Consider the following 6,449-nt stretch of genomic DNA (forward strand, 5'->3'; position numbering starts at 1 on the left):
GACCTCACGGAAAAAAGAAAGTCGCAACCGGCCGCTACCAATCCGTGATGGATTAGCGATAACATCGAGACCGCCGCATCGACGGCAACATCAGGGAAACTCAAGAGGGGCGAGGCAACGACATGGCTGAACGGTTAAAGGGCAAGATCGCTATCATCTCCGGCGGAGCGACGGGGATGGGAGGAGCATCCTCCCGGCTCTTTGCGGCAGAAGGCGCAAAGGTCGCGATCATCGATCGAAATGGCGATGCCGCCGCTGAGACCACGAAAGCCATTCGCGACGCCGGCGGCATTGCCGACTACTGGGTAGCGGATGTTTCCGACGAAACGGCGGTTGCAACCGCGGTGAATGGGGTCGAAGAGAAGTTCGGGCCTGTCACGGTGCTCTTCAATCACGCTGGAACGATCGTCATCAAACCGTTCCTGGAGACGACGCTGGCGGAATGGGACTGGCTACACGCCGTCAATGTCCGCTCGATGTTCCTAATGACCCGCGCGGTGCTTCCCGGGATGATTGCGGCAGGCGGTGGCTCCATCGTATGCACCTCATCGATTTCGGCCGTGGCGGCGACACCGATGGAAGTGCTTTATGACACCACGAAGGGTGCGGTTCACATGTTTGCACGCGCCATCGGCGTCGAATTTCGAGACCGCAATATCCGTTGCAACGCCGTCTGCCCGGGCTTCATTCGCACGCCGCATGGCTTGCGAGAGGTAAGTGAGCTTCAAGCGCTAGGCGTTGACGTGTCGGACGCGGCGATTGCCGCCCAGCAGGGCCGCATCGGTCAACCCGAAGATGTGGCGCGGGCAGCACTTTACCTCGCAAGCGACGAATCTCGTTTCGTCAACGGCGCTCATCTGTTCGTGGATAACGGCTTTACAGCCATCTGACAGAGGGGGAATGCGCGATGCTTGTATGTGCCACCATGAACCCAGTGGGCCAGAAGCGGCCAAGGCAGACGGCTAGAGTCCGGGCCACAATCCGCCATCGAGCCTGAGATTTGCGCCTGTGATGTAGCCGGCCCGCGGACTGACGAGGAAGGCAATGGCATCAGCACCTCCTCAAGCGTTCCAACACGCCCCGTAGGAACTTGGGCAATTATCGGCAGCATTTTTTGCTCGATTTCCGCTCATGGCGCATCATGGGCAAGGTCTTGGTTCGCGGCGACTTTGCGAAAGGCCTCCTCGAGACTGATGCTATGGATCGTTCCGGGCGATACCGTATTTGCGGTCATGCCGTCCATCGCGACCGCCTTGGCGAGAGAGGCCGTCTTCGCGACCATTGCTGCTTTGGCCGCTGCGTAATCGGGCTTTTTGGCGGAAGGCATCAACCCTGCAAGGCTGGCGACCCGCCCCATTTCGCCTCGCGCATGGCGGGCAGCAGGCGGGAGGTGACCCTGACCGACGCAAGCACGTTGCGATCATAGCCGGTCGCCCACGTCTCGGCCCGTGTCGTGGCGCGAGGGAGGAGCGCCGCGCCGACGCTTTCGCTACGGTTTCACGTTATCCGGGTGCGCCGCTTGAAAGGCGGGCAGTTTGGCGCATCTGCCATCGATATCGACGATGCGCTCGAAACCGGTCATATCCACTCCCCAGCGGCGGGCGTTATAGACTTGCGGCACAAGACAGAGGTCCGCCATCGTCGGTCGATCTCCAAAGCTGAACTCTCCATCGAATTCGGAAAGCATTGTTTCCAGTTTGCAAAGTCCATCCCCAATGAAGTGCTTCATCCATTCTTCGCGGGCCTCGACTTTGCCCACTATGGTCATGACATGCGCCGTCACATGCATGTTGCAGATGGGATGGATGTCCATAGCGACAGCGTATGCGAGTGCGCGCACACTTTGCCGGTCCGCAACGCCATGTGGCATCAATCCGCACTCCGGCCGAAGCTCCGCCAGATATTCGATGATTGCCAGCGACTGCGTCAGCACCCTTCGATCGATCACCAGTGTCGGCACGAACCCCTGCGGGTTGAGCGCTTTATAGTCCGGGCTCCTCTGCTTGCCTTCCAGCAAGTTGATCGGCACGGTTTTATACGCAATCTCAAGCATGTTGAGCGCAATGCGGACACGATAGCTCGCCGATGATCTCCAGTAATCGTAGAGAACGACCTCACTCATGGCGACTTCAATTCTCCCCATCTTCGGACAGTCTGCTCGATCGCCCCGAAAACAGAATGCCCGGCGTGATCCTTCATCTCGATGCGGACCTGATCACCGAACCGCAGGAAAGGAGTCTTCGGCGATCCGGTTTCGATGGTCTCGATGATCCGCATCTCGGCGATGCATGAATAGCCGTCTCCTCCATGTTCCACCGGCTTGCCCGGCCCACCGTCCAGTTTGTTGGAAACCGTTCCCGAGCCGATGATCGTGCCGGACACGAGATTGCGGGTCTTCGCTGCATGGGCGATCAATTGGCCAAAATCGAACGTCATGTCGACGCCGGCGTTCGCCTTGCCGAACGCCTTGCCATTCAAGGTCACGAGCAGGGGAAGATGCAGCTTGCCGCCGTCCCAAGCCTCTCCAAGTTCGTCCGGCGTCACCGCCACCGGCGAAAACGCCGATGCGGGCTTCGACTGGAAGAAGCCAAACCCCTTTGCCAGCTCTTCCGGAACGAGACCGCGCAGAGACACATCATTGACGAGCATCACCAGGCAGATGGCGCTGCGGGCAACCTCCGGACTGGAACCCATGGCAACATCGCTAACGACGACGGCGACCTCGCCTTCCATGTCGATCCCGTAAGCCTCCTCAGCCATCGCAATGGGGTCGCGGGGGCTGAGGAAACTGTCGGAGCCGCCTTGATACATCAGCGGATCGACCCAGAAGCTCGCCGGCATCTCGGCATTGCGCGCTCTGCGCACCAGTTCGACATGGTTGACGTAAGCCGAACCGTCGGCCCATTGATAGGCCCGCGGCAAAGGCGATGCGGCCTCGTGTTCGTGGAACCTGATCGTCGGCTGGGCTCCGGTCTCGATACCCTCGGCAATCAGAGCAAGTCTCGGAGCCACATGCTGCCAGTCGTCGAGAGCGGCCTGCAGGGTACGGGCGATGTGACCGACCTCGGAGCAGCGGGTCAGGTCGCGGGAGACGACGACGAGCCGACCGTCCCTTGTGGAGTCTTTCAACGTCGCGAGCTTCATGTCTCAGTTCCAGTGTGGGAATATGCTTGGTCAGACTTTACTTGATGCCCGGCGTTCCGTCGAACCTGCGTTCCAGGCCGTCCCAGCACTTAAGGTAATCGTCCTGCAGCGTTTCAAGCTCGGCTGCGTATTTCGTCACCTGCTGCGGGTACCTGGTTTCAAACATGAAGGCCATGGTATGCTCGAGCTTTACGGGTTTAAGTTCGGAGTTGGATGCCTTTTCGAAGCCTGATGCATCCGGCCCGTGGGGAAGCATCATATTGTGCAGGCTCATGCCACCCGGCACGAAACCCTGCTCTTTCGCATCATATTGACCATGGATCAGGCCCATGAACTCGCTCATGATATTCCGGTGGTACCAAGGCGGGCGGAAGGTGTGTTCCGCCACCAGCCAGCGCGGCGGAAATATCACGAAATCGACATTCGCCGTCCCCGCACTTTCGGTGGGAGCCGTCAGCACGCTGAAGATCGATGGATCGGGGTGGTCGAACAAGATCGCGCCGACCGGGGAAAATGTCCGCAGGTCGTATTTATAGGGGATATAATTGCCATGCCACGCGACCACATCGAGGGGCGAGTGGCCAATTTCTGTGACATAGAACTTCCCGCACCATTTGACATGCACGCGGCAGGGCGTTTCCTTGTCCTCGAAGGCGGCAATGGGTGTCTTAAAGTCGCGTGGGTTTGCGAGGCAGTTCGCGCCGATAGGCCCACGATCCGGCAGCGTGAATTTGGCGCCGTAGTTCTCGCAAATATAGCCACGCCAGACTTTCTCGTCGCCCTTGCGCGTCACCTTGAACATCATGCCACGGGGGATAATGCAGATTTCCAGTGGCTCGATCTCCATGACGCCCATTTCGGTGAACACCCGGATGGAACCGACCTGGGGAACGATCAGCAGCTCGCCATCGGCATTGAAGGAATAATCATCCACCATGTCCTCGTTGAACACATAGACGTGTGACGCCATGCCCGTTTGCGTCATGACATCGCCGGCGGTCGTGATCGTGCGAATTCCTTCCAGGAAGGTCAGCCTCTCAGTCGGGGTCGGCACTGGATCCCAGCGAAGCTGGCCTAGAGGCAGCGAGTGTTCGTCGAGGCAGGGTGCGGATTTCCAGAGCGGATAGGAAAGGTTCGAAAAGCGACGGGTGTGGCGGACGCTCGGGCGAATACGATAGAGCCAGGATCTTTCGTTCATTCCGCGGGGGGCGGTGAACGGTGAGCCGGAAAGTTGCTCCGCGTAAAGACCATAATTGCATTTCTGCGGACTATTCTGGCCCTGCGGCAGAGCGCCCGGCAGCGACTCCGTCTCGAAGTCATTACCGAAACCGGGCATGTATTGCAGCGTCTCGGCCGCCGTAGTCTGGCGGTCGGAACCCCGGGTTCTCGTCTGGTCCATCGCTCCACTCCTCCAGAAAACTAGACCGACCCCACGCTTCGGCAGGATCGCCGAAAGATCATTCCGCTGCGGTGCCGATGACGCCGCGCTTGATCTGATCCGCCTCGATCGACTCGAAGAGAGCACGGAAGTTGCCTTCCCCAAAGCCCTCGTCACCCTTGCGCTGGATGAATTCGAAGAAGATTGGGCCGATGACCGTTTTTGAAAAGATCTGGAGCAGGATTTTGGTCATGCCACCATTCACCACTCCTTCGCCGTCGATGAGGATACCATGTTTCTTCATACGTTCGATGGGCTCGTCATGGCCGTTCACGCGTTCATAAGACATGTCGTAATAGGTCTCCGGAGGTCCAGGCATGAAGCGGAGGCCGTTCTCGGCGAGCTTGTCGGTGGCCGCATAGATGTCTTCCGTTCCAACGGCGATGTGCTGGATGCCCTCGCCCTTGTATTTCTTCAGAAACTCCTCGATTTGGCTTGTGTCGTCCTTCGATTCATTCAGCGGAATGCGGATTTTGCCGCAAGGCGACGTGATAGCGCGGCTCACCAGCCCAGTGATGCGCCCGTCGATGTCGAAGAAGTGGATCTGCTTGAAATTGAACAGTTCACGGTAAAAATCCCACCATTTGTCCATGTTGCCGCGGAAGACGTTGTGCGTCAGATGGTCGAGATAATAAAAACCAAGACCTTCGGGGTGCGGGTCGCGCTCGCCAAGCCAGTCAAACTCGGCTTCGTAAGCCGATCCTTTCGCACCATAGACCTCGACAAAATAGAGCAGCGAGCCGCCGATACCGACAATCGCCGGAACATCGAGCGTCTTGTCGTTTCCTTCATAGGGAACGGCACCTTTTGACACTGCATGGTCGAACGCATGCTTGGCATCGACAACGCGCCAGGCCATCGACGGGGCGCAAGGACCGTGATCTCCAACGAAGCGGGTGGCATGACTACCCGGTTCGGCATTCAGGACATAGTTGATGTCGCCCTGGCGCCAGACGGAGATGTCTTTGGTCTTGTGCTTGGCGACCGCAACGTAACCCATGCGTGTGAAGAGCTCACGCAACTTGTCGGGTTCCGGATGAGCGAACTCGACAAATTCGAAGCCATCGGTGCCAGCTGGATTTTCGGCGCTTATTTCCGGCGGCGGCGCATCATGCGGGAAGGGACCCATTTTTTCTCCTCCTGGGAAATTAGCAATTTGATTTTGCAAAGTGTGATCCAAAACGCGTGCAATGTTCTTGCATTCTTCATCAATGAGGACAAAATTATGCACGATCCGTGAGTACTTTTGAGGTTTCGCGCAATGAATGAACAGCTCGACAAATTCGATTTGCGTCTACTTCAGGAGCTCCAAAAGGACGGCAGGTTAACGAACAACGAATTGGGCGAACGGATCGCACTTTCACCCTCGCAATGCTCGCGCCGGCGGACGAGACTCGAAGCTGAGGGATATATTCGAGGCTACCAGGCCAACTTGGACAGGCAGAAATTAGGTTTGGAAATGCTGGTGGTCATTTCCGTGACGCTTGCAACTCACAACAGGGACAATGCACAAAGATTTTCCCACCTGATCAGCGGGCTCCCGGAGGTACTCGAAGCCTATGCATTGACCGGTGAAATGGACTATCACCTGAAGGTGGCAACCCGCGGGCTCACCGACCTATCAAGATTCGTAAACGACGTTCTGTTGCCCCACGAGTCGGTGCAGCACGTGAAGACTTCGATCGTCCTCGATACGCTCAAGACCTTTGAAGGACTCCCAGTGCTGACGCCAAGCAGCTGGCACGGCGATAGCGAGCGCTAACACACGCTAGTCACCTGAATCTGAAGTTCGGTTCATTGTCTTCTGGCAAAAGCGTTTGACCGACGCGAGGATCTGGTCGGCGGATTTGACCCACTTGTATGGGGT

6 protein-coding genes and 1 pseudogene are annotated in these 6,449 nt (G+C 57.8%); 2 read left to right on the top strand and 5 right to left on the bottom strand.

Translation table 11 applies throughout. The features are described from left to right. Positions 1 to 122: 122 nt before the first annotated feature. Positions 123 to 890 (top strand): SDR family NAD(P)-dependent oxidoreductase, encoded by a 768-nt coding sequence (locus PY650_RS31855; RefSeq protein WP_285883875.1) that lies wholly within the window; start codon positions 123 to 125, stop codon positions 888 to 890. 72 nt (positions 891 to 962) lie between these two features. Here the strand turns inward: PY650_RS31855 and PY650_RS31860 are convergent. The 5 genes and pseudogenes from PY650_RS31860 to hppD form a co-directional block, all read right to left on the bottom strand. Then, positions 963 to 1,455 (bottom strand): annotated as a pseudogene (locus PY650_RS31860) (SDR family oxidoreductase); the annotation flags it as partial. A gap of 34 nt (positions 1,456 to 1,489) precedes the next feature. Continuing rightward, positions 1,490 to 2,122: a maleylacetoacetate isomerase gene (maiA, locus tag PY650_RS31865; RefSeq protein ID WP_285883876.1), complete on the bottom strand. Its 633-nt coding sequence runs from the start codon at positions 2,120 to 2,122 to the stop codon at positions 1,490 to 1,492. After that, positions 2,119 to 3,144, bottom strand: a complete 1,026-nt coding sequence (locus PY650_RS31870) for a fumarylacetoacetate hydrolase family protein (protein ID WP_285883877.1) — start codon at positions 3,142 to 3,144, stop codon at positions 2,119 to 2,121. Before PY650_RS31870 ends, maiA begins: the two co-directional genes overlap by 4 nt. 37 nt (positions 3,145 to 3,181) lie before the next feature. Then, a complete protein-coding gene (gene hmgA / locus PY650_RS31875; protein ID WP_285883878.1) occupies positions 3,182 to 4,543 on the bottom strand; it encodes a homogentisate 1,2-dioxygenase in 1,362 nt (453 codons plus the stop codon). A 58-nt stretch (positions 4,544 to 4,601) separates the two neighbouring features. Further along, a complete protein-coding gene (gene hppD, locus PY650_RS31880; RefSeq protein ID WP_285883880.1) occupies positions 4,602 to 5,711 on the bottom strand; it encodes a 4-hydroxyphenylpyruvate dioxygenase in 1,110 nt (369 codons plus the stop codon). A gap of 132 nt (positions 5,712 to 5,843) precedes the next feature. Here hppD and PY650_RS31885 point away from each other — a divergent pair, with 132 nt between their 5' ends. After that, the gene (locus tag PY650_RS31885; RefSeq protein WP_285883881.1) at positions 5,844 to 6,344 is read left to right on the top strand and encodes an Lrp/AsnC family transcriptional regulator; all 501 of its coding nucleotides are present in this window, start codon (positions 5,844 to 5,846) and stop codon (positions 6,342 to 6,344) included. Positions 6,345 to 6,449 lie beyond the last annotated feature (105 nt).

The sequence above is a fragment of the Martinezella calliandrae genome, from assembly GCF_030272695.1.
Taxonomy (GTDB): Bacteria; Pseudomonadota; Alphaproteobacteria; order Rhizobiales; family Rhizobiaceae; genus Rhizobium; species Rhizobium calliandrae.